Origin of the sequence: Pseudoclavibacter sp. RFBA6, from assembly GCF_002931575.1 — a bacterium.
GTDB lineage: Bacteria > Actinomycetota > Actinomycetes > Actinomycetales > Microbacteriaceae > Pseudoclavibacter > Pseudoclavibacter terrae.
Genome location: NZ_PSUA01000003.1, coordinates 324,743 through 347,012 on the forward strand (window position 1 = coordinate 324,743; position 22,270 = coordinate 347,012).

At 68.7% G+C, this 22,270-nt stretch carries 20 protein-coding genes and 3 tRNA genes; 18 read left to right on the plus strand and 5 right to left on the minus strand.

Going from position 1 to position 22,270, the window contains the following annotated elements; genetic code table 11:
- Positions 1-182 precede the first annotated feature (182 nt).
- On the plus strand, positions 183-1,883 hold the full coding sequence (locus C5C17_RS02075; protein WP_104251703.1) for a molybdopterin-dependent oxidoreductase: 1,701 nt from the start codon (positions 183-185) through the stop codon (positions 1,881-1,883).
- Positions 1,884-1,885: 2 nt separating this feature from the next.
- Here C5C17_RS02075 and C5C17_RS18460 read toward each other — a convergent pair whose 3' ends face one another.
- Positions 1,886-2,032, minus strand: coding sequence for a hypothetical protein (locus C5C17_RS18460; RefSeq protein ID WP_181028435.1), 147 nt, complete (start codon positions 2,030-2,032; stop codon positions 1,886-1,888).
- A 113-nt stretch (positions 2,033-2,145) separates the two neighbouring features.
- On the opposite strand from C5C17_RS18460, the gene C5C17_RS02080 reads away from it, so the two are divergent.
- Positions 2,146-2,793, plus strand: a complete 648-nt coding sequence (locus C5C17_RS02080) for a hypothetical protein (RefSeq protein ID WP_104251704.1) — start codon at positions 2,146-2,148, stop codon at positions 2,791-2,793.
- 19 nt (positions 2,794-2,812) lie between these two features.
- Here the strand turns inward: C5C17_RS02080 and C5C17_RS02085 are convergent.
- The 3 genes from C5C17_RS02085 to C5C17_RS02095 form a co-directional block, all read right to left on the minus strand.
- Positions 2,813-2,885, minus strand: a tRNA-Phe gene (locus C5C17_RS02085).
- A gap of 79 nt (positions 2,886-2,964) precedes the next feature.
- A tRNA-Asp gene (locus C5C17_RS02090) sits at positions 2,965-3,041 on the minus strand.
- A 92-nt stretch (positions 3,042-3,133) separates the two neighbouring features.
- Positions 3,134-3,206, minus strand: a tRNA-Glu gene (locus C5C17_RS02095).
- A 360-nt stretch (positions 3,207-3,566) separates the two neighbouring features.
- On the opposite strand from C5C17_RS02095, the gene C5C17_RS19060 reads away from it, so the two are divergent.
- Entirely contained in the window at positions 3,567-5,363 is a 1,797-nt protein-coding gene (locus C5C17_RS19060; protein ID WP_104251705.1) for a peptidoglycan DD-metalloendopeptidase family protein, read from the plus strand.
- Positions 5,364-5,659: 296 nt separating this feature from the next.
- Here the strand turns inward: C5C17_RS19060 and ppa are convergent, their stop codons facing one another.
- Positions 5,660-6,148 (minus strand): inorganic diphosphatase, encoded by a 489-nt coding sequence (gene ppa / locus C5C17_RS02105; RefSeq protein ID WP_068479635.1) that lies wholly within the window; start codon positions 6,146-6,148, stop codon positions 5,660-5,662.
- Positions 6,149-6,394: 246 nt separating this feature from the next.
- Here ppa and C5C17_RS02110 point away from each other — a divergent pair, with 246 nt between their 5' ends.
- The 15 genes from C5C17_RS02110 (at position 6,395) to C5C17_RS02175 (ending at position 21,907) form a co-directional block, all read left to right on the plus strand.
- Complete coding sequence (locus tag C5C17_RS02110) at positions 6,395-6,655, plus strand: PLDc N-terminal domain-containing protein (protein ID WP_104251780.1); 261 nt, start codon at positions 6,395-6,397, stop codon at positions 6,653-6,655.
- A 95-nt stretch (positions 6,656-6,750) separates the two neighbouring features.
- A complete protein-coding gene (gene tilS / locus C5C17_RS02115) occupies positions 6,751-7,779 on the plus strand; it encodes a tRNA lysidine(34) synthetase TilS (RefSeq protein ID WP_104251706.1) in 1,029 nt (342 codons plus the stop codon).
- Between the two features lie 64 nt (positions 7,780-7,843).
- Positions 7,844-8,401: a hypoxanthine phosphoribosyltransferase gene (gene hpt / locus C5C17_RS02120; RefSeq protein ID WP_104251707.1), complete on the plus strand. Its 558-nt coding sequence runs from the start codon at positions 7,844-7,846 to the stop codon at positions 8,399-8,401.
- Between the two features lie 155 nt (positions 8,402-8,556).
- On the plus strand, positions 8,557-10,533 hold the full coding sequence (gene ftsH / locus C5C17_RS02125; protein WP_104251708.1) for an ATP-dependent zinc metalloprotease FtsH: 1,977 nt from the start codon (positions 8,557-8,559) through the stop codon (positions 10,531-10,533).
- Between the two features lie 377 nt (positions 10,534-10,910).
- Positions 10,911-12,848 (plus strand): dihydropteroate synthase, encoded by a 1,938-nt coding sequence (gene folP / locus C5C17_RS19065; protein ID WP_181028436.1) that lies wholly within the window; start codon positions 10,911-10,913, stop codon positions 12,846-12,848.
- Positions 12,841-14,292 (plus strand): 2-amino-4-hydroxy-6-hydroxymethyldihydropteridine diphosphokinase, encoded by a 1,452-nt coding sequence (folK, locus tag C5C17_RS18860; RefSeq protein ID WP_181028437.1) that lies wholly within the window; start codon positions 12,841-12,843, stop codon positions 14,290-14,292. The genes folP and folK overlap by 8 nt, the downstream gene beginning before the upstream one ends.
- Positions 14,289-14,879 carry a DUF3180 domain-containing protein gene (locus C5C17_RS02140; protein WP_104251711.1) on the plus strand — a complete coding sequence of 197 codons (591 nt, stop codon included), beginning with the start codon at positions 14,289-14,291 and terminating at the stop codon, positions 14,877-14,879. Before folK ends, C5C17_RS02140 begins: the two co-directional genes overlap by 4 nt.
- A gap of 127 nt (positions 14,880-15,006) precedes the next feature.
- Complete coding sequence (locus tag C5C17_RS02145; protein WP_104251712.1) at positions 15,007-16,092, plus strand: response regulator; 1,086 nt, start codon at positions 15,007-15,009, stop codon at positions 16,090-16,092.
- Positions 16,089-17,051 (plus strand): ATP-grasp domain-containing protein, encoded by a 963-nt coding sequence (locus C5C17_RS02150; protein WP_104251713.1) that lies wholly within the window; start codon positions 16,089-16,091, stop codon positions 17,049-17,051. Before C5C17_RS02145 ends, C5C17_RS02150 begins: the two co-directional genes overlap by 4 nt.
- Entirely contained in the window at positions 17,044-17,823 is a 780-nt protein-coding gene (locus C5C17_RS02155) for a PHP domain-containing protein (RefSeq protein WP_258065815.1), read from the plus strand. The genes C5C17_RS02150 and C5C17_RS02155 overlap by 8 nt, the downstream gene beginning before the upstream one ends.
- Entirely contained in the window at positions 17,820-19,319 is a 1,500-nt protein-coding gene (locus tag C5C17_RS02160; protein ID WP_374953882.1) for a glycosyltransferase, read from the plus strand. The genes C5C17_RS02155 and C5C17_RS02160 overlap by 4 nt, the downstream gene beginning before the upstream one ends.
- A complete protein-coding gene (locus tag C5C17_RS18465) occupies positions 19,316-19,456 on the plus strand; it encodes a hypothetical protein (protein ID WP_181028438.1) in 141 nt (46 codons plus the stop codon). The genes C5C17_RS02160 and C5C17_RS18465 overlap by 4 nt, the downstream gene beginning before the upstream one ends.
- Positions 19,453-19,812: a response regulator gene (locus C5C17_RS02165; protein WP_104251715.1), complete on the plus strand. Its 360-nt coding sequence runs from the start codon at positions 19,453-19,455 to the stop codon at positions 19,810-19,812. Before C5C17_RS18465 ends, C5C17_RS02165 begins: the two co-directional genes overlap by 4 nt.
- A gap of 11 nt (positions 19,813-19,823) precedes the next feature.
- The gene (locus C5C17_RS02170; RefSeq protein WP_181028439.1) at positions 19,824-20,180 is read left to right on the plus strand and encodes a response regulator transcription factor; all 357 of its coding nucleotides are present in this window, start codon (positions 19,824-19,826) and stop codon (positions 20,178-20,180) included.
- Positions 20,177-21,907 (plus strand): PAS domain-containing sensor histidine kinase, encoded by a 1,731-nt coding sequence (locus C5C17_RS02175; protein ID WP_104251717.1) that lies wholly within the window; start codon positions 20,177-20,179, stop codon positions 21,905-21,907. The genes C5C17_RS02170 and C5C17_RS02175 overlap by 4 nt, the downstream gene beginning before the upstream one ends.
- Positions 21,908-22,270 lie beyond the last annotated feature (363 nt).

Here is a 22,270-nt window from a genome sequence, read left to right on the forward strand (position 1 = left end):
ATACTCGTGCGCCAGGAGAGGCGGCACAAAGCCTCTAGTCTGTCAGGCCGCATCCGCGACCGCACCCGCGGCGCCTCGCCGCCGCCGGCATCCGGGTCACGAGGCGGGCGGCATTCACAGCGGATTCACGCAATCCACTGGCACTCAGCCCGGCCGGGTCTGGCGCGCGTACCGTGTCCGCCATGTCCTCCGAACCCAGCCTCGCAGTGGCTCAATCGCGTCGCGGACGCCTCCGCGGCGCAGCCCCCGCCGGCCTCGCCGGAATCGGTGCGGCGGCGCTCGGAGTCGGCCTCGGCGAGCTTACGGCCGCGTTCCTGCAGACCACGGCAAGCCCGATCGTCGCGGTGGGTGCCCTGCTCATCGACCTCGCGCCGCCCTGGGCGAAGGACACGGCGATCGCGCTCTTCGGGACCGCCGACAAGATCGCCCTCATCGCGCTCGTCGCGGTCGTGCTGCTCGTCGTCGCGGCGATTGCCGGCGTGCTCGAACGAGCTCGTCCGCCGTGGGGCCGCGTCCTCATCGGGCTCATCGCCGCGATCGGCGCTGTGGCTGTCGCTACCCGCACCCCGTTCTCGCCCCTCGATACCGTGCCGCCGCTCCTCGCGATGGTGGTGGCTGTGCTGACGCTGCAGTTCCTCGCGAAGACGCTCGCCGATGCTGAGCAGCGGGCCCGCCAGCGCTCGAGGGAGTCGGCCGTCGTCGTCGCCGTCGCGCGAGGCTCAGCCGTCGGCGCGACGGGACGCGCGGCTGCGAGCGTGTCGGAGACGGAGGGGTCAGCGGGCGTCGAGGTCGAGTCGACCGCGACGCCGGCCGGTGTCGACCGCCGCCGCTTCCTCATCTACTCGGGGGCATCCCTCGTCGTCGGCGTGATCGCGGCGGCCTCGGGTGCCGCGCTCTCTGCCGGAACTCGCGCCGTCACGGCGGTCCGCGAGGCGATCGCCCTGCCAGCTGCCGCGGTGAAGGCGGCAGCCGTCCCCGCGGGCGCGCAGTTCGACATCCCGGGCCTCCCGCCTGTCGTCACGCCGAACGCCGACTTCTACCGCATCGACACGGCCCTCAGCGTGCCGCTCGTGAACCCTGAGGGCTGGTCGCTGCGCATCCACGGCCTCGTCGACAACGAGGTCACCATCACCTGGGACGAGCTGCTCGCCCTGCCGCTCGAGGAGAGCATCACGACCCTCATGTGCGTGTCCAACGAGGTCGGCGGCGGCCTCATCGGCAACGCCCTCTGGCTCGGCTACCCCCTCCGGGAGCTGCTCAAGCGCGCGGGTCCGCAGGCGGACGCCGACATGGTGCTCTCGAAGTCGGCCGACGGCTGGACCGCCAGCACCCCCATCGGGGCGCTCACCGACGACCGCAACGCGATCCTCGCGGTCGGCATGAACGGCGAACCGCTCCCCGCCGAGCACGGCTTCCCGGTGCGGATGGTCGTGCCGGGCCTGTACGGGTACGTGTCGGCGACGAAGTGGGTCGTCGACCTCGAGGTCACCCGCTTCGACCGGGTCAACGCGTACTGGACCGACCGCGGATGGAGTGCCGAGGGGCCGATCAAGATCGGCTCGCGCATCGATGTGCCCAGTGCCGGAAGCCTGAACGCGGGGCCGACGACGATCGCCGGGTTCGCGTGGCAGCAGCACACGGGCATCGAAGCCGTTGAAGTCCAGATCGACGACGGCGAGTGGATGCCGACGCAGCTCGCCGCGCCCATCTCCGACGACACGTGGCTGCAGTGGAAGCTCGACTGGGATGCCCCCGCCGGCGAGCACTCCGTGCGCGTCCGCGCGACGTCGAGCGACGGCGAGGTGCAGACGGATGCGCGCGCCAACGTCGTCCCGGACGGCGCCACCGGCCACCACGAGATCACGGTCAACGTCACAGCCTGACATCACCCCTCGCCGCCTGCCTGCTTGCCCGCCTCCGCATGCACCCGCACGAGAAACGCATCCTCGTTGCGCGACGAAGATGCATCCTCCGTGTGGATGCGCCCGCCCGGCGAGGTCCGCGGGTTCGCGGCGTCTGCCTCGGCATCCATACGGAAAGTGCATCCTCGTTGCGCGAAGAAGATGCGTTCCCCGCGTGGATGCCAGCGCCGAGGGGATTGCGCAGACGAGGTTCTGCGGAATGCGGCTCGCTAGCCTGGTCCGGATGCCCCCACATTCCCCCGAAGAGGCTCCCCGACCGTCGACCCTCCGCGATCTGCCGCGCGCCGCGTGGATCTCAGCGCGCGCATCCACCCCGAACACGCCCCTGGCCGTGCTGTCGGTGCCGATCTACGCGTTCTCGATCCTGCCGATGACCCTTCGAGGCGGGCTCTACCTCGACGCGTCGCGCACGGGGACGGTGCTGTTCGCGCGGCGCCGACCGATCTTGGACGGGTTGGTCGTCGGGCTCGTCACGGCCGCGGCGTTTGTGCTCTGGGTGGCCTGCATCCTGCTGTTCGACACCATGCTCGTGCTCCTGCTCGGGATGCTCGTCTACGCGGCGCTGCTCGTCGGCGCTGTCATCGCGCTGGTGCAGCCGGGAGGGACGACGCTCTCGGCGTCCGGACCGGAGACCCCGAAGGGGGAGAGGTGGATGGTCGCCGCCCTCGCGCAGCTCCCCGGCACCCGCATGACTGCGGTGATGCTCGCGAGGCGCTTGATCGAGCACGCTCCGCCGGGCTCGGTCCTGGTTGCGGCCGCGGCGACGGATGCGCTGCTCGAGCGCTACGTGCGCGCCGGCTTCACGAGAGGCAGGGCTCGCCGCGTGCACCGCCGAGTGCCCCCGCGGACGCAAAGAAACCCCGCCATGTAGAAGCTAGGCGGGGTTTCAGTGGCTCCGACGGGCGTCGATCCCGTGACCTCACGATTTTCAGTCGTGCGCTCTACCAACTGAGCTACAGAGCCGGAGGCTGTTGCCTCGTGGCGACGCACTGTTGTTCGTCGCCGTTGCAAATTGCCCTCTTCGAGAAGAGGGCAAGATGCTTGGCGACCCTGACGGGACTTGAACCCGCGACCTCCGCCGTGACAGGGCGGCGCGCTAACCAACTGCGCTACAGGGCCTTACTGTGGTGTCTCAGCCTGGGCTGATTCATCCGTATTCGATTGCGACAGTTCAATGTACAGCATCCCAGCACCTGGTGTTGTCACGACCGTGACCCCAACGGGATTCGAACCCGTGTTAACGCCGTGAAAGGGCGCCGTCCTAGGCCGCTAAACGATGGGGCCGAGTGCTTGTAGCTGACTTGACTACCGAGAGAAGAGCATAGGGGCGTTTTCGCCTCGCGGCAAATCCGGTGCCGCATCGCGGTCCGTTCGGCGTGTCGCACGGCGCGTGGTCGGGTGCGCGCGCAGGCTTCCTCGTATCCGGATGTTCCCCACGAGGCGCGGGATTCCGGCCCACTCAGCGACCCGGTACAGGTTTCCTCACCCGGGTCTCTGTGACGCGCTAGGCAGATGTTGACAAACTTGTTACTGTTTCTCGTGTTGTTGGTGTGAAACGAGTGACTGCAGTGGTAAATGCAGTCTCGCGTTGCCGCAGAGGCGTCCGCCTCGTTCCGCACCCAAGATCCATCACGAGGAGAGCGAATGCCCGCCACCAGGAGCCGGAAGCCCCTGCGACTCCGCGACCGCTGGCGTACCCCGCTCGTGGGCGCAGCATCCGCCGCCGTGCTGGCCGCGCTTGCACTCTCCGCTGGCCCCGCATTCGCTGCAGACGACGACTACGCCACGTGGGAAGACGTCGTCGCAGCTGAAGGCGACGTCGATCGCCAGGAATCGCTCATCAGCGAGATCGAACAGCAGATCGCCGACCTCGACGCGAAGGTATCCGCAGCAGCCGCCGAAGCGCAGGCCGCCGGCGAAGAGCACGGCAAGGCGCAGACCGCGTCGAGCGAGAAGTTCGCCGAGGTCACGATCCTGCAGGAGCAGGCGGATGCGGCCGAAGAGAAGGCCGCGACGTCACGCGAGAAGGCCGGTCAGCTGGCTGCCGCCATGAGCACACGCGGCGCAGGCGACCCCAAGCTCGCTCTCTTCCTCAACCCAGGCGACGCCGACACGCTGCTCTACCAGCTCGGCACCATCAGCAAGCTCTCCGAGCAGACCGACGGCATCTACAACCAGGCCGTCACCGAGAAGAACACGGCAGACGTCCTCGGCACGCAGGCCACAACCGCGCACGACGAGCTCGCGAAGCTCGAAGCCGACGCGAAGACCAAGTTCGACGCGGCGCAGGCCGAGCAGGTTGTCCTCCAGAACGAGAAGTACCTCGCCGACGACAAGAAGGCCGACCTCCAGGCCATGCTCGCGCCGCTCAAGGAGAAGCGCGACGTCACCGCCAGCGACTACGCAGCCGGCGAGAAGCTCCGCCAGGAGCAGGTCGCGCAGACGAACCGCGAGCGTGCAGAAGCCGCGGCCGCCTACCAGGAAGAGGCGTACCAGCAGGCCGTCGCCGACGCTGAGGCAGCAGGCGTCCAGGCGCCGGCCAAGCCCGACATCTCCACCGACGTGCCAGAGGCATCCGCCCCGCTCGCGCCAGCCGACCCGACCGATCCTTCTGTCGCCCCGGAATCGCTGCGCCCGCCGGCGCAGGCCGCACCTCCTCGCCAGCCGTCTGCCCCGCCGACGGCCACGGCCGACCCGACCGCGCCGGTCGCGCCGCAGCAGCCGACCGCTCCCGCCGAGTCGCCCGCCCCGAACCCCGACCCCGTCACGCCGGCACCGACCACGGCGCCGGCACCGACCACGGCGCCGGAGCCGACGCAGGCCCCGGAGCCGACGCAGGCACCAGAGCCGGAGCCGACGACCGCGCCGACCACGGCGCCCGACCCCGACCCCACGAAGCCCGACATCGAGATCCTCCCCGAGGAGCCGCAGAAGCCTGACGTCGAGCTCGAACCGGAACCCGAACCCGAGCCCGAAGTCGTCGCACCGACCACTCCGGAGACCCCGAGCGGAGTGCTGGCCGGCTACTACGGACCGATCAGCAGCGGCGTCGTCACCGACGAGTACGGCATGCGCCTGCACCCGATCTTCGGCACCTACCGCATGCACAACGGCCTCGACCTCGGCGTCAACGGCGGCACCTGCGGAGCCCCGCTCTACGCAGTGCACAGCGGCACGATCACCTACGCCGGCTACAACGGCGGGTTCGGCAACCACGTCGTGCTCGACTTCGGCAACGGCACCCAGGTCTCCTACTCGCACATCATGGACGGCGGCATCAACGTCTACGTCGGCCAGACCGTCAACGCCGGTGACGTGCTCGCCTACGCCGGAACCACCGGGTCCTCCACGGGCTGCCACCTGCACTTCGAGCTGAAGTACTGGGGAACCCTGATGGACCCGAAGCCGTGGCTCGCCTCGGCAGGCATCTACTACTACTGATCCACACCCGCACTGGCTGAGCCCAGCGCGAGCAGAAGGGCGGCTCCTCGCTTCGGCGGGGAGGCGCCCTTCTGCGTGTCACGTCTCGGCGCCGACCCGCGGGACGACCCGCGCGCTTGATATCTGTCCAACATCAGTGCGATTTCGTTCGATTCTGGGCCTTGGGCGCAGCAGATCCCCGATATCGCACTCATGTTGGACAGCCGCAGCCGCACCGGGCGCACGAAGAAGCCCCGCATCCACGGTGGATGCGGGGCTCTCGTCAGCCTGTCGCCGGACGAACCGGCGAACGGCGCCTATTCGGCTGGCTTGTACTGCGCGATGGAGCGCTCGATGATCGCCTCGGCGGCGGCTGCGTCGCCCCAGGCCTCGACCTTGACCCACTTGCCGGGCTCGAGGTCCTTGTAGTGCTCGAAGAAGTGCTTGAGCTGGTCCTTGGTGGAGTCGTCGACGTCGCCGAGGTCCTGGATCTTGGCCCAGCGTGGGTCCTTCGCGGGGACGCAGAGGATCTTGTCGTCTCCGCCTGCCTCGTCTGCCATGTTGAGCACGCCGACGGGGCGCACCTTGAGGCCGACGCCGGGGAAGAGCGGGTACTCGAGCAGCACGAGCGCGTCGAGGGGGTCGCCGTCGTCTGCGAGGGTGTGCTCGAAGAAGCCGTAGTCGACGGGGTACACGAACGGCGTGAAGAGCACGCGGTCGAGGAAGACGCGGCCGGTCTCGTGGTCGACCTCGTACTTGTTGTGGCTTCCGCGCGGGATTTCGATGACGACGTCGTAGCTGCCCATGGCGCTCCTTCGTTGCGCCTGGCGGCGCTCATTCTGTGTGGCTTGTCGGCGAGCGTCGCGGGGCCCTGTGGGGCGCTGCTCGCCGCACGAAACCGTTGGTCTCGTTCGGGTTCAGGGTAGTGGATGCGTCTCGGTTGGGGGTGCGGATGCGCCGTTTCCGTCGGGGCCGACGGTGACGGCCGTCTGCGCTTCGCGCTGTGACGCTCGGCTGGAGCGGCGGTGATGGATCGTGGCATGCTGGTCTGCATGGCTGATCTCAAGGAAGCGCTGCATCTCGATCCGTTCATCCCGCTTCGGGAGGGGACGGGTCAGGCGCTTCCGCATGTGCTGTCGCTCGGCACGGCTCTTGTCGCCGGTGTGCAGTTCACGCTGCTCGCCGCCGCGCTTCTGAGTCTCGTCCGGCGCAAGCCGACTCAGGTTCGCGGGTCGCGACTCGCGTGGGGTGCGTTCTCGCTCGTGAACTTCGTGGGCCCCATCTCCTACTTCCTCTTCGGCCGCAAGCGTTGAGCCTCCTGCCAGCTCCCGCGCCTCGCCGCCCCTCGGTCGGTGCTTGTTGCGGCTCCGAGCGTGACGGTTCGCGCGGGCGCGTTTAGGCTGTACCTGTGTCAGATCGCCCTCGCCTCACTCCAGCAGTCGCCGACCTTCGCCGAGCCGTCCGTGGTTCGCTCCTCGGGCGTGTGCAAAAGGGCGATCGTGTGCTCGTCGCCCTGAGTGGCGGACCCGACTCCCTTGCTCTTGCCGCAGCCACCGTCTTCGAGGCCAAGCGCCTCGAAGTCGAGGCCGGCGCGATCATCATCGACCACGACCTGCAGGAGGGTTCGGCGAAGATCGCCGAGCACGCTGCGGAGCAGGCGGCTGAGCTCGGCCTCGCCCCGGTGAGCGTCGTGCGCGTGAACGTCGAGGACCTTGGTGCGGGCCCGGAGGCCTCCGCCCGCGTGGCCCGCTACGAGGCGATCGAGGCCGTGCGCGTCGAGACGGGCGCATCCTGGGTGCTGCTCGGCCACACGCTTGACGATCAGGCCGAGACGGTGCTGCTGGGCCTCGCTCGGGGTTCCGGCGCGAAGAGCCTGCACGGCATGGCGCCCGTCACGGGCACGCTGCTGCGCCCGCTGCTCGGCCTGCACCGCCAGGTGACGGTTCAGGCGTGCGAGGACCAGGGCATCACTCCGTGGATCGACCCGCACAACAGCGACCCCGCGTACACGCGAGTCCGCGTGCGCGACACGGTGCTGCCGCTCCTCGAGAAGGAGCTTGGCCCCGGCATCTCCGAGGCGCTCGCCCGCACGGCGACGACGCTTCGCGAGGACTCCGAGACGCTGGATGCGCTTGCCCTCGAGTGGGCGCACGAGATCGTGAACACCGATGATGACGGCCGCATCTCCCTCGACGTCGGCGGCATCGTCGCGCAGCCGCCCGCGCTGCGCCAGCGGATCTGCCGCATCGTCGCCGAGCAGGGCTTCGGCGTCTCGCTGACGCGTCGCCACACGATGGCCGTCACGGCCCTCGCGACCGAGTGGCGCGGTCAGGGCCCGGTCGATCTCCCCGGCATCCGGGTGGAGCGCGAGAAGGGTCGCATCCTGTTCGGTGCGACGGCTTCCGCGCACGACGACCACCTCGACGAGACCGCCTAGCTTCACCCGTTCCGCCGCACACCACGTTCGTCTTCTCGAGCGCTGAAACACCCCAGGAGCCAGGATGCGCGCCACTGATATCCCGAACGACGTCCGCGAAGTCCTCATCACGGAAGAGGAGATCCAGGCGAAGCTCGCTGAGATCGCCCGCCGCATCGAGGCTGATTACGCCGAGTGCGAGCCGTTGCTCATCGGCGTGCTGAAGGGCGCGGTCATGGTCGTCTCCGACCTGTCGCGCGAGCTGACGATCCCGCTGAAGATGGACTGGATGGCCGTGAGCTCCTACGGCTCCGGCACCGAGTCGAGCGGTGTCGTGCGCATCCTGAAGGACTTGGACACCGACCTCACGGGCCGCCACGTGCTCATCGTCGAGGACATCATCGACTCCGGTCTGACGCTGTCGTGGCTCAAGCAGAACCTGGAATCGCGCGGCCCTGCATCCGTCGAGATCTGCACGCTGCTGCGCAAGCCGGAGCGGCTCAAGTCGGATGTGCCCGTGCGCTACGTCGGCTTCGACGTTCCCAACGAGTTCGTCGTCGGCTACGGCCTCGACTACGACGAGCAGTACCGCCACCTGCGCGACATCATCGTGCTGCAGCCGCACGTGTACGGCGGCGAGTAGGCCGGGCGGCGCGACCTGGTGCATCCGCGCGCCTTCAGCGAACACTGGAGACCCGTGTCGGTGGTGCCGAGTACCATGACTTTCGATCGCGCGCCCTGGTGCGCTGGCGAAGAACCGGCTGAAAGGCACCGAGCACGCCACTCGAGTCTCGACTTATGAAGCAAGTTACCAAGATCCTCAAGAGCCCGATCTTCATCGTGGTGCTCGCCGTGCTGGTCATCGGCCTCGGCTTCAGCCTCATCAACGGCAGTGGCACCCGCGAGGTGACGACGCAGCAGGGCCTCGAGCTCCTCCAGGAGAAGAAAGCTGACAAGGTCGTCATCGTCAACGGCGACAACCGCGTCGACATGGAGCTGGCGCAGGCCGACCCCGAGTACGGTCAGAATGTCCAGTTCTACTTCGTGGATGCTCGCGCCGACGACGTCGTGTCGGCCGTCGACACGGCTGCTCCCGCCGGCGGGTACGACGACGACGTGCCCCAGCCGAGCTGGCTGCTGTCGGCCGTCAGCATCCTCTTCCCGCTGCTGCTCATCGGCTTCTTCATCTGGATCCTCTTCGCTGGAGGCCTGGGCGGCGGCGGTGGCCGCGGCGTCATGCAGTTCGGCAAATCAAAGGCGAAGCTCGTCTCGAAGGAGAGCCCGCAGGTCACGTTCGACGACGTCGCCGGTGCCAACGAGGCGCTCGAGGAGCTGCAGGAGATCAAGGAGTTCCTCAAGGAACCCGCCAAGTTCCAAGCCGTGGGCGCCCGCATCCCGAAGGGCGTGCTGCTCTACGGCCCTCCAGGAACCGGCAAGACCCTGCTCGCTCGCGCCGTCGCGGGTGAGGCCGGCGTGCCCTTCTACTCCATCTCGGGTTCCGACTTCGTCGAGATGTTCGTGGGTGTCGGCGCGAGCCGCGTGCGCGACCTGTTCGAGCAGGCCAAGCAGAACTCACCCGCCATCATCTTCGTCGACGAGATCGACGCCGTCGGTCGCCACCGTGGCGTCGGCATCGGCGGCGGCAACGACGAGCGCGAGCAGACCCTCAACCAGCTGCTGGTCGAGATGGACGGCTTCGACGGCTCGACGAACGTCATCCTCATCGCAGCGACGAACCGTCCGGACGTGCTCGACCCCGCGCTGCTGCGCCCCGGGCGCTTCGACCGTCAGATCGGCGTCGACGCGCCAGACCTCGACGGCCGCGCCCGCATCCTCGGCGTGCACGCGAAGGGCAAGCCGCTGTCGCAGGACGTCGACCTTCGTGTCATCGCGCGCAAGACACCCGGCTTCACGGGTGCCGACCTCGCGAACGTGCTCAACGAGGCGGCGCTGCTCACGGCCCGCTCCAACGCGCAGATCATCGACAACGAGGCGCTCGACGAGGCGGTCGACCGCGTCATCGCCGGTCCGCAGCGTCGCAGCCGCGTCATGAACGATCAGGAGCGCCTCATCACGGCGTACCACGAGGGCGGCCACGCCCTCGCCGCCGCGGCGATGCGCCACACCGACCCGGTGACGAAGATCACGATCCTCCCGCGCGGTCGCGCCCTCGGCTACACGATGGTGCTTCCGCTGGAGGACAAGTACTCGGTGACGCGCAACGAGCTCCTCGACCAGCTGTCGTACGCCATGGGCGGCCGCGTCGCTGAGGAGATCGTGTTCCACGACCCGACCACCGGCGCCTCGAACGACATCGAGAAGGCCACGAAGACGGCCCGCAAGATGGTCACCGAGTACGGCATGACCGCGTCCGTCGGCTCCGTGAAGCTCGGGGAGTCCTCCGCTGAGACCGTCTACGGTCAGCAGGCTGGCGCCGGCCGCAACTACTCGGAGTCGGTCGCCGAGACCGTCGACCGCGAGGTGCGCCTGCTCATCGAACAGGCCCACGACGAGGCGTGGAAGGTCATCAACGACAACCGCGACATCCTCGATCAGCTGGCGGCCGAGCTCCTCGAGAAGGAGACGCTCGACCACGTGCGCCTGGAAGAGATCTTCGCGCCCGTGCGCAAGCTGCCGGAGCGCCCGCAGTGGCTCTCAAGCCCCGACCGCCCCGTGAGCGCCCTGCCGCCTGTGCCGCTGAAGCCGCACATCCCGGTCGACCAGATGGACCCGATCGAGCACGCTCAGGATGGCGGCGCCGAGCTCGGGTTCTAAACCCCGCATGCACGACGAAGAAGGCAGGTTCCCGGCGATGGGAACCTGCCTTCTTCGCGTGTGCGTGCACCTGCGGTTCGGGCATGAGGTCTAGGAGCCGCGCGTCTTCTTGAGCGCGGCGACAGTCACGGATGCTGACGGCTACGAGGGGACGATGAGGATGCCCATCTGCAGCAGGTTCCAGCCGAGACCGCCGGCCAGTTCCACGAAGCAGTCGCGGATGGGTGTCGAGCGTGGTGGCCCGCCTCCGCATCGGATGCGCGTCCGCGGGTCACCGCGCGACGCGCGCGGGCGGTGCGGGGATGCGCGCGGGCTTCGTTTCGCGGGAGGATGGAGACCGACCCGCGTTGCGGGCGCTGCGGAGTGAGGACTTGCAAATGAACGATGTCGGTTCCGGTTCGTCGGAGCGGGTCGATCTTGGGCGCGCGCAGGCTGCCGTACGGGAGTTCCTGGCGGCGATCGGCGAGGACCCCGACCGCCCTGGCCTCGCGCGCACGCCGGAGCGCGTCGCGGAGGCCGCGCTCGAGCTGTTCGGCGGCATCGGGGTTGACGCGATCACGCCTCTGGCTGGCGCCAGGTTCCCCGTCGCCGACACGCAGCAGCCGTTCGAGGCTGTCCCCGGCGCGGCCGGATCCGGGGCTCCGCTCGCCGCATCTGCCAGTGCCGTCGCGTTCGAATCTGCCTCCGCACGCGAATCCGTACCCGCATCTGCATCCACGGACAACGCAACTGCGCCCGTGTCGCAGCCCGTCGTCCTCCGGGATCTCGCCTTCCGGTCCATGTGCGAGCACCACCTGCTGCCCTTCTCTGGCCGTGTGCACCTCGCCTACGTGCCCGGTGATTCGATCGTCGGCTTCGGCCGTCTGCATGCGCTCCTCGAGACGCTCTCCACGCGACCGACCCTGCAGGAGCGCCTCGGCGACGAGCTGGTGGACGCAATGATGACGGCGCTCGACGCCCGCGGGGCGCTTGCGATCATCGAGGCGAGTCACGCGTGCGCCGGGCTGCGCGGCTCGCGGCAGCAGGCTGGCGTCGTCGTGACCGTGTCTGCGCGGGGCGAGCTCTCCGAGCCCATCGCTCGCGCCGAGATCATCTCGCTCATCGGGGCGCAGCCGATCGTCGCCGCGGATGAGGGCGCCGCCGCGACGCCTGCCGCGAGCGGTCAGTCGGCTCCACCCGCCGCGCCCATCGTCGGTCACGTGCTGCGCGGCGCGCGCTTCGACCCACGGTTGGGCACGCAGACGAGTTCCGCGTCAGCCGACGACGAGGACGACGCGGCTGAAGCGCCAGAGGCATCGGAGGAGGAGACGGCAGTGGCTGCAGCAGCGGCCACCGCAGTGCACGCGCCCGCCGAGCTCACCGAGCGCGACGCGCAGCTCGACGCGGCGACGGGTGAGCAGTGGGCGGAGGACTCCGGCCCCGTGAACACGCGCCCGTTCGAGCTGCCGCAGCGGTTCACGAACCTGCTGCAGCCGGCGATCCCGAAGCGGCCGCGCATCCTGGGCATCCTGAACATCACGCCGGACTCCTTCAGCGATGGCGGCAAGTTCGAGGATCTCTTCAGCCAGAATCGGCGCACGAAGCGTGCGCTGCGACGCGCGCGGGAGCTCGTCGCCCAGGGGTCCGACATCATCGACGTCGGTGGCGAGTCCACGCGCCCCGGCGCCGTGCGCGTGCCGCAGGAGGAGGAAGCCGCGCGCGTCCTGCCGGTCATCAAGGAGCTCGCTGGCCTCGGCGTGCTGGTGAGCATCGACACGATGTACGCGAAGACGGCCGAGGCCGCACTCGAGCTCGGCGCCGAGTACGTCAACGACGTGTCCGGCGGCCTGGCCGACCCCGCGATGCTCGGCCTCGTCGCCGCGAGCGGGAACCCGTTCATCCTGAGCCACTGGCGCGGGCACTCGGTGCGCATGAACGAGCTCGCCGACTACCGCGACCCTGCCGCCGAGATCCTCTCCGAGCTGGCGGGAGCCCGGGACCGCGCCGTGGATGCCGGGCTGGACCCGTCGCAGATCGTGCTCGACCCTGGCCTCGGTTTCGCGAAGCGCCGCGACGACAATTGGGCGGTGCTGCGTGAGCTGGAGCAGTTCGTGGCCCTTGGGCATCCGCTGCTGGTGGGGGCCTCCCGGAAGCGCTTCACGGGCGAGATGCTGGGACCGGAAGCCGACGTGACCGAACGCGACCTGCCGACGGCGGTCATCACGGCGCTCGCCGCGAAGGCGGGCGTCTGGGGTGTTCGGGTGCACAACGTCGAGGCGAACCGCGTGGCGCTGGATGTCGTCGACGCGTGGCGTGAAGGAGCACAGGATGACTGATCACTCAAGCGGACACGAGCCGAACCTGGACGCCAGACGGGTGGCGGATGCGCCCACCGCCACACGCAGTGCGGCCGCCGACGCTGCTCGCGGGCATGCGCACGAGCACGCGTTCGTGCGCGAGCCGGTGGTCGGTGCGACCAACAGCGTCGCCGGTCAGGTCCCGTCCGAGCCCCCCGCCACGGCGCCGCCCGAGCCGATCCGCCGCGCGGGCGTCCCGGAGCCGGAGCTCGACCGCATCCTCATCACTCGCATGCACGCTCGCGGGCATCACGGGGTGTTCGAGCATGAACGCCGGGACGGACAGGACTTCTACGTCGACGCCGAGGCATGGGTCGACGCGGCCGCGGCCTCGTCGAGCGATCACATCGGCGACACCCTGCATTACGGCGAGTGGATGCACGCGTTGCACGCGATCGTGACGGGCGAGCCGGTCGACCTCATCGAGACGCTGGCCGAGCGCCTGGCGGCGGCCACGTTCGGCTTCGACGACGCGGTGGCGGTGCGGATCACGGTGCACAAGCCCCAGGCGCCTGTCGCCTTGGACTTCGAGGATGTCGCCGTGAGCATCCTGCGGCATCGGCCGGCTGCTCCGGGGGAGTACCTGGAATCGGCGGCCGCGCACGCGGCCCAGGCGCCCAGCGCCCAGACGGCAGCCACGGCCGTTCCTGCCGCCGTTCCCGCTGCGACTCCGAGTACCGTCGTGTCGGCGAGCGCCGAGGACGATTTCCTCGCGCGTGAAGCGGCCGCCGCCGCGCACACCGCCTCCGACGCGTCGATCGTCCTCGACTCCGGGGGAGCCCCCAACGTGCCGCTGCCACGCATCGAGCCTGCTGGCGACCTCTTCTCGCCGATCGCGCAGCGCGAGCAGGACGAGCGCTCGCCCTCCGATGCGGCCGTCGTGAGCCGCGCCGGCGGCGCTCCGAACGCCACGTCGGCCCAGCAGTCGACACGCGTTCGCCAGGCGGTGATCGCGCTCGGCGCCAACCTCGGCGACCGCGACGCGACCCTGTCCTCCGCCCTGCGCAGCATCTCGGAGCTGCCAGGCACGAAGCTGGTCGCCGCTTCGAGCCTGTACGAGACGCCCGCGCTGACGCTCGAGGGCGTCAGCGAAGAGGCCCCCGCCTACCGAAACGCGGTGGTGCTCGTCGACACCGATCTGCCCGCCGAAGACCTCCTGCGCGCGCTGCACGCCATCGAGGATGCGCACGGCCGTACGCGCGAGACGCGCTGGGGGAGCCGAACGCTGGACCTCGATCTCATCCAGGTGTCCGGCGAGCTCCACGACGGCGAGCTGCAGCTCCCGCACCCGCGGGCGCACGAGCGTGCGTTCGTCCTGGCGCCGTGGCTCGAGGTCGACCCGCGCGCGCAGCTCGCCCCGCACGGCAGCGTCGCGGACTTGCGGGCGGCCGCTCCGGATCGGGTCGATCGGGTCGCGCAATGAACCTGGCGAGCAGAACGCGACCGGGCCTGCTCGTCGGCCTGGTCGTGATCGGGGGCGTGCTCGCGTGGTGTGTGGAGACCTGGCTCGTGACCTCTGGTCGTCCCGTCATGGCGCCGCCGCTCACGATGCCCCTGACGCTGGTCGTGCTCGCGGGGCTGCTCCTGTGGCTCGCGTGGCCCATCCGGTCGTACACGCGCCGCCTGTGGCGAGAGCGCCGCGAGGCCGAGTCGCGGCGGCGTGCGCCTGGTCTCGAGCGGGGTGGGGCCGGTGGTGGCGCTGACCGCCACGGCCGCGAGGTCGAGCGCGACGTGAGGGGAAAACGCGTCGACCCGCAGTACGCGTTCCGCGTGCTGGCGTTCGCGCGTGCGGCGAGCTTGGCTTCGTCGCTCATGGCCGGTGTCGCGCTGGGCGTTCTCGCGTTCGCGGTGACACGTACGGTGCCGCCGGAGGAGCCTATCTGGCACGCCGCGGTCTCGGTAACCGGCGCGGCCGTCCTGCTGACCGTCGGTCTCATCGCGGAATCGTGGTGCCGCATCCCGCCGGGAGGCGAGGAGACCGCCCCGTCGCAGAACCCCGTCGCCGCGTAAAGCGCCCCGTCCACGCGACGGAAAGTTTATAGGCATTCCTTTTTCCTATTCTCGGGGATCTTCGCCGAATTCGAGAATCGCCGAGAGCAGGTGCCAACTAATGCGTTTCCGATTACTGTTGGCGACTATGCCTGAGGTTTCGTACCGCATTCTCATCATCGAAGACGATAGCGATGTCGCCGAATTCCTCGAGACAGTGCTTCGGAGGCGTCTGGGGTGCGAGGTGCGCGTGCTCCGGGACGCGGTTGCCGTGCTGATGAACGTGAGCGACTTCAACCCCGATCTCGTGCTCACCGACGTCGAGTTGCCAGGAGCGAACGGACTCGAGGTTCTGGGAAGTCTGCGCGAGATCAAGCCGGATCTGCCCGTTGTGGTCATGACGGCGCACGCCTCCGTCGAGTACGCGGTGCGTGCCCTGCGCGACCGCGCGGACGAGTTCCTGCAGAAGCCGATCCCGAGTGCATTGCTCGTGCGCACCGTGCAGCGTCTTGTCGAGGCCGCGAGGGCCGAGCGGTCGCGGAACCCGCGCCGGCGCGTGCTCGCGATCGGAGCGCATCCGGATGACGTGGAGATCGGCGTGGGCGGGACGCTGGCGGCTCACGCGGCTGCCGGCGATGCGATTGTCATTCTCACGTTGTCGCGCGGCGGGCGCGGTGGTGATGCCGCGGATCGGCAGCATGAGTCTCTGGCTTCTGCGGAGTCTCTGGGCGCGCGTCTGTTCCTCGAGGACCTCACGGATACGGCTATTCCGAACAATGATCCGACGGTCGGCATCATCGAGCGGGTGATCGCCGAGACCGATCCGACGATCGTGTACACGCATTCTCGGAATGACCGTCATCAGGACCATCGCGCCGTGCATGAGGCGACGCTCGTCGCGAGTCGGCGCGTCGCGAGCGTGGCCTGCTATCAGAGCCCGTCGTCGACGATCGATTTCCGACCGACGCGGTTCGTGACCGTGGACGGGTTCACGGATATGAAACTGGGTCTGCTTGCGCGTTTCGCCTCGCAGGCGCATATCCGCGACTATCTCGCGCCGGACTTCGTGCTCTCGGCTGCGAGGTACTGGTCGCGGTTCGGCACGGGGACGTACAGCGAGCCCCTCGAGGTGATCCGGGATGCGAGTAGCATCACGGCGGAACGTGGCGACGTCGAGTTCGCTACCGTCAATGATCTGGGCACGACTGAGACTGAGAAGAAGAACCGCGCATGAGATCTCGCGTCCTGGTCACGGGTGCCGGTGGGCCGGCTGGTGTGGCGGTCATCCGCTCCCTCCTCGGCAGGGCCGACCTCGAGGTGTTCGCGGCGGATATGGACGGCTGGGCGAGCGGTCTGTATCTCGTCGACCAGGCGCACCGGAGGCTTGTGCCTCCTGGGCTCTCGGAGGGCTTCTGCGACGCGGTGGTCGCAGTGGTCGCTGCCGATGGCATCGACGTCGTCGTGTCGACCGTGGATGTGGAGCTTCCGTCGCTCGCGGCTCGGCGCGCAGAGCTCGGAGCGGTGCTCGCGGCGCCGTCTGCGGAGGCGCTCGCGACGTGCCTCGACAAGTGGCTGCTGGTGCAGGCGTGCGAGCCGCACGCCCTGGTGCCGGCGACTGCCCTGCTGGACGATGAGGGCATCGCGCGCGACTGGGTCTTCCCGGTCATCGTGAAGCCCCGCAGCGGGGCGGGCTCACGTGGCGTGCACCTCGTGCATTCGCGTGAGGAGCTGGAGGCGAAGCCGCGCGATGCTGCCCTGCTCATCCAGGAGAACCTGCCGGGTGACGAGTTCTCCGTGGACGTCGTGATGGGCGCCGATGGGCAGGCGATCGCGGCGGTTCCTCGTCTGCGTGCTCGTGTGGATTCCGGGGTAGCCGTTGCGGGCAGGACGGTGCATCGCTCGGAGCTCGAGGAGACGGCAGCCGCGTGCGCTCGTGCGGCCGGCCTCGTCGGTGTGGCGAACGTGCAGCTGAGGTACAGCACCGATGGCCGCCCAGCGCTGCTGGAGATCAACCCGAGGTTCTCGGGGGCGATGCCGTTGACGATCGCGGCCGGTGTGGATATGCCGTCGCTCGCGGTGGATATCGCGCTCGGCCGGTCGGTTCCTGCGCGCGTCGAGTTCCTTGAGGTTGCGAACGTCCGCTTCCTCGAGGACGTGTTCCTGCCCTGGGATGAAGTGCTCGCTCGTGACTGACGGGCAGGCGGTTCCCGGTCTCGAAGCGCTGCTGCTCGGAGACTGGCATGTGCACTCCGATTTCTCGGACGACGCGGAGAGTCCCATCGCGGCGAACGTCCGCGCCGCCGAGCAGGCCGGCCTGATGGCGATGCGGGCGACCGATCATGTGCGCCGTGACACGGCATGGGTGCCGGAGTTCGTGGGTGCGGTGGTCGCGGCGAGGCGCAGGACAGGTGTCGAGCTGGTGATCGGTGTCGAGGCGAAGATCCTGGATGCGCGGGGCACGCTCGACGTGCCGAGCGACCTGCGGGTGGGTGGCGGCGGAGTCGATGGCATTGTGATCGCCGATCACCAGTTCCCCGGTCCGGATGGTCCGTGGTCGCCGCGCGAGACGCGTGAGCGTCTGGCTGCGGGTCTCGCGGTCGATGACGCGCTCGATCTGCTCATCGGCGCGACGATCGGCGCGATGCGCGTGGCGGGTGGCGGCGCGCAGCTGGCGCATCCGTTCTCGATCCTCCCCAAGGTGGGCATCGACGAGTCTCAGCTTTCCGCTGAGCATCTCTCGGCGTGGGCGTCTGCCGCTCGCGAGACGGGGACATCCATCGAGGTGAACGAGAAGTGGGGGTGCCCGAGCGTGCGGGCGCTCGAGGCGGTGCTCGCGGAGGGCGCCACGCTGGTCGCGTCGACGGACAGTCACCGCGCGGCCGATGTCGGTGTGTATGCCCGGGTTCGCGAGATGCTGGCGGAGGTGTCGGCGTTCGGTTCGTCGGATGCGGGTGGTGCCGCGTGAGTGGTGACGCCTGGCTCGATCTCGGCGGGGCGGTGCTGGCGACGATCTTCGTCGTGTTCGTCGCGCTCGGCGCGATTCCGGCGTTCACGATGGCCTACCAGTTCCTCGTCGTGCCGCTGCACGCTCGCTTCAACCACTACGACAAGGCTGCGCCGTATCTTCCGAACGTGGCCGTCGTCGTTCCGGCGTGGAATGAGGGCGCCGTGATCGGGGGGTCGATCGATCGGCTCATGGCTCTGGAGTATCCGCCGGAGCGGCTCAGGGTGTACGTCGTCGACGACGCATCCACGGATGACACTCCTGACGTCGTTCTGGAGCGCGCCGCACGGTATCCGGGCCGGGTCTTCCACCTGCGGCGCGAGAAGGGCGGGGAGGGCAAGGCGCACACGTTGAACCATGGCCTTCGCCGCGTGCTGAGCGAGGACTGGATGGAGGCGCTGCTCATCATGGACGCCGACGTCATCTATCTTCCGGATTCGATGCGGAAGATGACGAGGCATCTCGCCGACCCCGAGGTGGGCTCGGTCACGGCGTACATCAGCGAGGGGAGCCTGCGGAAGAACTACCTGACGCGGTTCATCGCATTCGAGTACGTCTTGTCGCAGATCGGCAGTCGCCGTGCGCAGAATGTGCTCGGGGCTCTCGCCTGCCTCGCCGGTGGTGCGCAGCTGCATTCACGGGAGAACCTCGTCGCCATCGGCGGGCAGATCGACACGAGCTCGCTGGCGGAGGACACGGTCACGACGTTCGAGACGCAGCTGTCGGGCCGCAAGGTGGTGTTCGAGCCGCACGCTGTCGTGTTGGCCGAAGAGCCTCGTCACGTCGGGGATCTCTGGAAGCAGCGGCTTCGCTGGGCCAGGGGCAACGTGCAGCTGACGAAGCGGTACAGCCACCTGTGGTTCCGGCCTTCGAAGGAGCACAAGCTCGGCACGATCTCGTTCGGCCTCTTCTGGTTCAGCGTGTTCCTGCTGCCGGTGCTCATGCTGCTCTCGTCGGTCGGCCTCATCGGGCTGTACCTGATGGATTCGCCGCTTGCCATGCTCGTGTTCCGCGCGCTCTGGATCGTGGTGGGCTGCGCGTACGTCTACATCATGCTGTTCGCAGCTCAACTCGACCCGAAGGTGGGCAGGGTGGCGTGGCGCGAGGTGCTGCTGTTTCCCGGACTGATCTCGATGATCGTGCTGCTGGCGGCGTTCTTCCCGGGCCTGTTCGAGCAGCGCGTGCCGGCCATGTTCGGGCTGACGCTCACCGAGAGCGGGTACGACGCGTGGAACCTCGCGATCTTCGCGTGGATCTCGCTGTGCATGCTCGCGGCGTGGGGCATGAAGCTGATCGACTCGACGAGGATCGGCCGAGTGCTGAATCCGTTCCTGGTCTATCTCATCGGCTACGGGCCGATCTTGTGCGCGGTGACATTCGACGCCTACATCAAGGAGGCGCGTGGTGCCGCGATGACGTGGGACAAGACGGAGAAGAGCGGACGCGTGCTGGCATGAGCGAGTTGGGTGAGCGCCGTCTGACGGAGGAGATCGAGCGGGATGCCAGAGCGGAGCGTCGCCTGTACCTGCAGGCGACCGTCGCGCTGGTGGGCGTCGCAGTGCTTGTCGTCGTGCGAGAGGTGTTCTTCCTGTGAGCGATGACCAGCTGCGGGTGCTGATCGTGGATGACAACGGGGACCAGCGTGAGCTGCTGCGCACGCAGTTCCGGAAGGCGGGGTGCTCGGTGGCGTCGGCGGCGACGCTCGATGAGGCGCTCGCAAGCATCCGTGTCGAGGTTCCCGATGTCGCGGTGATCGACCTGCTGCTGGGCGTCGACAGCGGGTGGCAGGTGCGGGAGCGGATCTGCGAGGTGGCGCCCGAGGTGGCGATCGTCATCTCCTCGGTGCTCGACGAGTCCGACTACCCGAGCTCGGACGACGTGCTCCCGAAGCCGTTCACCGGCAATCAGGTCAAGGGGCTCGTCGCGCGCCTCCGTGCGGGGCGTGCCTGATGGCGGCGAGGGTGGTGATCGCGGATGACGATGACGACATCCGCTTCCTGCTCGAGACGGCCGCGCGTCGGGCAGGCTTCGAGATCGTGGGCTCGTACGGCGATGGGGTGAGCGCGTTGCGGGCTGCCGTCGAGTCGACGCCTGAACTGCTGCTTCTGGATGTGTCGATGCCGGGGTTGTCGGGGCTCGAGGTGCTCTCGCGTTTTCGCGCCCAGGAGGGCGACGTTCGTGCGCACGCGATCATCGTGTCGGCCAACGCCGATGTCATGGCGCAGGAGGCGGGAGAGGCAGCCGGGGCAGACGACTACCTGACGAAGCCCTTCTCGCTGGCCAGTCTCGTCGCGAGGCTCAGGGAGCTCCAGACGTGAGCGTCTCCGTGAAGAGCCCGTTCGGCGAGTTCGCGGTCGATACGGCGTCTCCTGCCGTCCGTCAGCTCGCATCGGTGCTCGGCCTGCTGCTGGCGCTCGGGGCCGTCGTCGTCGTGCCGGGCGCGGTGATCCTGGAGCCTGTCGCCGCGTGGACGGGGGTCGTGATCGTGTTCGCGCTCGCGGGAGTCGCCTTCGTGATTCCGTGGCCGAAGATCGCGCCGTGGTGGCAGCTGGTGCTCCCCGTCGTCACGATGCTGGCGCTCGGCCTGTTCCGCGCTGGCACCGGTGGTGCCCAGTCGATGTTCACGTCGCTGATCCTGCTCCCGCTGATCTTCATCGCGGCGGCGCCGGGTCGCCGTGCCATCTGGTTGGCGATCGGCACGTCGGTCCTGACCGTCGCGATCCCGTACCTGATCGGCACCGCGCCGTGGAGCGATCCGCTGATCCTCCGCGTCGTCTTCACTCCGCTGGTGTTCGCGGTGATCGCGAGCATCATCAACGAGCTGTCGCACCGGGCGAGGGTGCAGGTGGAGAGTTCGAAGCTCTATGCCGACGAGCGGGAGCGCCGCCTTCGCGAGGTGCAGGCGAGCAACGAGGCTCGAGAGGTCGCATTGCGAGAGCTCCGCGCCTCCGAGGCCTTCAACCGCAGCGTCTGGAACGCGGCGGTCCACGAGATCGCTATCGTGACCGAGCTCGACGGGACGATCGTCGCGTGGGGTCCTGGGGCACGCAATCTCCTCGGTCCGTCCGCGGTTCAGGTCGTCGGGTCTCGGAACGTGACTGAGCTCCTGTCAGAGGTCTCCGCGTCCGCGATCCGTGGCGAGGGGGAGGAAAGCGAGGGCGGAGATCGCCTGCTGCGGCGACTCGTGGAGATTGCGGGATGCGACGAGCAGGCGGGGACGCTCGTCGAGCTGGTCCGCACCGAGGGGGAGCCGCTGCCGACGCTCATGACGTGCGCTCCGCGGAAGACGCCAGACGGGGATGTCGTCGGACACATCTTCATCGCGTACGACATGACGCAGGTCAACGAGGCTTCTCGGCTCAAGGATGAGTTCGTGGGCACGATCTCGCACGAGCTGCGGACACCGCTGAGCTCGATCCTCGGCTACCTGGAGCTCGCCCGTGATGAGGAGAGCGGGCCGCTGAACGACGAGCAGCGTCATTACCTCGAGGTGGCCGAACGCAACGCGCAGCGGTTGCTCGCGCTTGTCGGCGACCTGCTCTTCGTCGCGCAGGTCGACGCGGGGAAGGTGCCGATGGAGTTCTCGCCGGTGCGCCTTGGTGAGGTCGTGCGGCTGTCGTTGGAGACGGCGCTGCCGACTGCTGCGCAGGCCTCGGTGGAGCTGGTCGGGGAGCCTGGCAACGAGGAGGCAACGCTTGCTGGCGACGCGATGCGTCTCGGGCAGGCGATCGACAACCTGATCTCGAACGCGGTGAAGTTCACTCCTCAGGGCGGCGTTGTCCGCGTCGGGGTGCGTCGGGAGGGGAACGAGCTCGTGGTGTACGTGTCGGACACGGGCATGGGCATTCCCGAGGAGGAGATGCATCGCCTCTTCACGAAGTTCTTCCGCGCGACGACGGCGACGAAGCAGGCGGTTCCCGGCGTGGGTCTCGGTCTGAACATCACGCTCGCCATTGTGAAAGCGCACGGCGGGCGGCTTGAGGCCTCGAGCTCGGTCGGCGAAGGTACGACGTTCGAGATGCACTTGCCGGTCTCTCCGCGCTGAGCGCGCTCGCCTCCGCGCTGGCTCGCACCGCGTCACCCGAGGAGCCCGTCTGGTGGGTCGCGAAGATGTTCGGTCGCGCCACGATCAGTCCTCTGACGCGCGCTGCGAAAACTTCGGTGACGAATCGCGGAATCTGCACCGCTTCCGGGCAGAAAGTCTCGGGTAGTCACCGAAGCTGTCGGTGTGGCCGGACGACCAGCAGATGCCCGGAGAAGGGCCGCCCGCGGTCGTGAGCGGGGCCTCCCGGCCTGCTCGCGTCAACTTCGGTGACTATTCAGCCGTACAAGTTCCAAGGGGATGCGCGAGGGCGCATCAGTCACCCAAGTTTGCCAAGGCGGGACACCGGCCCGCGACGTCGGTGCG

Excerpts from the sequence above, each read along its gene's own strand:
- C5C17_RS02075 (WP_104251703.1), top strand. The coding sequence starts at position 183 with ATGTCCTCCGAACCCAGCCTCGCAGTGGCTCAATCGCGTCGCGGACGC.
- C5C17_RS18460 (WP_181028435.1), bottom strand. The coding sequence starts at position 2,032 with ATGGATGCCGAGGCAGACGCCGCGAACCCGCGGACCTCGCCGGGCGGG.
- C5C17_RS02080 (WP_104251704.1), top strand. The coding sequence starts at position 2,146 with ATGCCCCCACATTCCCCCGAAGAGGCTCCCCGACCGTCGACCCTCCGC.
- C5C17_RS19060 (WP_104251705.1), top strand. The coding sequence starts at position 3,567 with ATGCCCGCCACCAGGAGCCGGAAGCCCCTGCGACTCCGCGACCGCTGG.
- ppa (WP_068479635.1), bottom strand. The coding sequence starts at position 6,148 with ATGGGCAGCTACGACGTCGTCATCGAAATCCCGCGCGGAAGCCACAAC.
- C5C17_RS02110 (WP_104251780.1), top strand. The coding sequence starts at position 6,395 with ATGGCTGATCTCAAGGAAGCGCTGCATCTCGATCCGTTCATCCCGCTT.
- hpt (WP_104251707.1), top strand. The coding sequence starts at position 7,844 with ATGCGCGCCACTGATATCCCGAACGACGTCCGCGAAGTCCTCATCACG.
- ftsH (WP_104251708.1), top strand. The coding sequence starts at position 8,557 with ATGAAGCAAGTTACCAAGATCCTCAAGAGCCCGATCTTCATCGTGGTG.
- folP (WP_181028436.1), top strand. The coding sequence starts at position 10,911 with ATGAACGATGTCGGTTCCGGTTCGTCGGAGCGGGTCGATCTTGGGCGC.
- folK (WP_181028437.1), top strand. The coding sequence starts at position 12,841 with ATGACTGATCACTCAAGCGGACACGAGCCGAACCTGGACGCCAGACGG.
- C5C17_RS02140 (WP_104251711.1), top strand. The coding sequence starts at position 14,289 with ATGAACCTGGCGAGCAGAACGCGACCGGGCCTGCTCGTCGGCCTGGTC.
- C5C17_RS02145 (WP_104251712.1), top strand. The coding sequence starts at position 15,007 with ATGCCTGAGGTTTCGTACCGCATTCTCATCATCGAAGACGATAGCGAT.
- C5C17_RS02150 (WP_104251713.1), top strand. The coding sequence starts at position 16,089 with ATGAGATCTCGCGTCCTGGTCACGGGTGCCGGTGGGCCGGCTGGTGTG.
- C5C17_RS18465 (WP_181028438.1), top strand. The coding sequence starts at position 19,316 with ATGAGCGAGTTGGGTGAGCGCCGTCTGACGGAGGAGATCGAGCGGGAT.